The 1,577-nt window shown below is 68.7% G+C and carries 1 protein-coding gene; it reads left to right on the forward strand.

Annotation, left to right across the window (positions count from 1 at the left end; all coding sequences use genetic code 11):
* On the forward strand, positions 1–1,577 hold a 1,577-nt coding region (gene dxs / locus EDC22_RS17815), incomplete at both ends, for a 1-deoxy-D-xylulose-5-phosphate synthase (RefSeq protein ID WP_132808112.1).

The following is a 1,577-nucleotide window of genomic DNA, read 5'->3' on the forward strand; positions in this document are numbered from 1 at the left end:
ACCCCCCTTTTGGACACGGTACGCGTTCCTGCTGATCTTCGTCGGCTGTCGGACGATCAGCTTCCGCAGCTTGCGGAGGAGCTTCGCCGAGAGCTTGTTGACGCGGTTTCGGTGACGGGTGGGCATCTGGGGGCTGGGCTTGGGGTTGTGGAGCTGACGGTTGCGCTGCACCACGTGTTCGACACGCCGGAGGACCGTCTGATCTGGGATGTCGGTCACCAGGCCTATCCGCACAAGATCCTGACCGGTCGTCGCGACCGGATCCGCACGCTGAGGCAGGGCGGCGGACTGTCTGGGTTCACGCGGCGTTCGGAGAGCGTCTACGACCCGTTCGGGGCGGCGCATTCCTCGACGTCGATCTCGGCCGGTCTGGGGATGGCGGTGGCGCGCGACCTGAAGGGGGAGCGGCGCAACGTGATCGCGGTGATTGGCGACGGGGCGATGTCGGCCGGGATGGCCTACGAGGCGATGAACAATGCCGGGGCGATGGACAAGCGGCTGATCGTGGTGCTGAACGACAACGACATGTCGATCGCGCCGCCGGTCGGTGCGATGAGCGCCTATCTTGCGCGCTCGATCTCGAGCCCGAGCTACATGACGATCCGGCGGCGCGGCAAGAAGCTGACGGCGCATCTGCCGAAACCGGTCGACCGGATGATCACCCGCTCGATGGAGCACATGCGCGGTCTGGTGACCGGCGGCACGCTGTTCGAGGAACTCGGCTTCTATTATGTGGGGCCGATCGACGGGCACAATTTCGACCACCTTCTGCCGGTTCTGCGGAACGTGCGGGACGCCGAGGAGGGGCCGATCCTGGTGCATGTGGTGACGCGCAAGGGCAAGGGCTATCCGCCGGCGGAGGCCTCCGACGACAAGTATCACGGGGTCTCGAAGTTCAACGTGGTGACCGGCGAGCAGGCCAGGGGCGCGGCGAAGGCGCCGAGCTACACGAAGGTGTTCGCCGAGAGCCTGATCGCGCAGGCGAGGAAGGACGAGCGGATCGTGGCGGTCACGGCGGCGATGCCGTCCGGGACCGGGCTCGACCTGTTCGGCAAGGCGTTTCCGGAGCGGACCTTCGACGTCGGCATCGCCGAGCAGCATGCGGTGACGTTTGCGGCGGGGATGGCGGCGGAGGGGCTGAAGCCGTTCGCGGCGATCTACTCGACCTTCCTGCAGCGGGCCTACGACCAGGTGGTGCACGACGTGGCGATCCAGTCGCTGCCGGTTCGCTTCGCCATCGACCGGGCCGGGCTGGTCGGCGCCGACGGGCCGACCCATGCGGGCGCCTTCGACGTGACCTTTCTTGCCTGCCTGCCGGGGATGGTGGTGATGGCGGCCGGCGACGAGGCGGAGCTTGTCCACATGGTGGCGACCGCCGCGGCGCTCGACGACCGGCCCTCGGCGTTCCGCTATCCGCGCGGCGAGGGGCTCGGCGTGGCGCTGCCGGCCGAAGGGGTGCCGCTGGAGATCGGCCGCGGCCGCATCCTGCGCGAGGGCGGCAAGGTGGCGATCCTGTCGCTCGGCTCCAGGCTCGCCGACGCGCTGAAGGCGGCCGACGAGCTCGCCGCCTACGGCCT

Origin of the sequence: Tepidamorphus gemmatus, assembly GCF_004346195.1 — a bacterium.
Lineage (GTDB): Bacteria > Pseudomonadota > Alphaproteobacteria > Rhizobiales > Tepidamorphaceae > Tepidamorphus > Tepidamorphus gemmatus.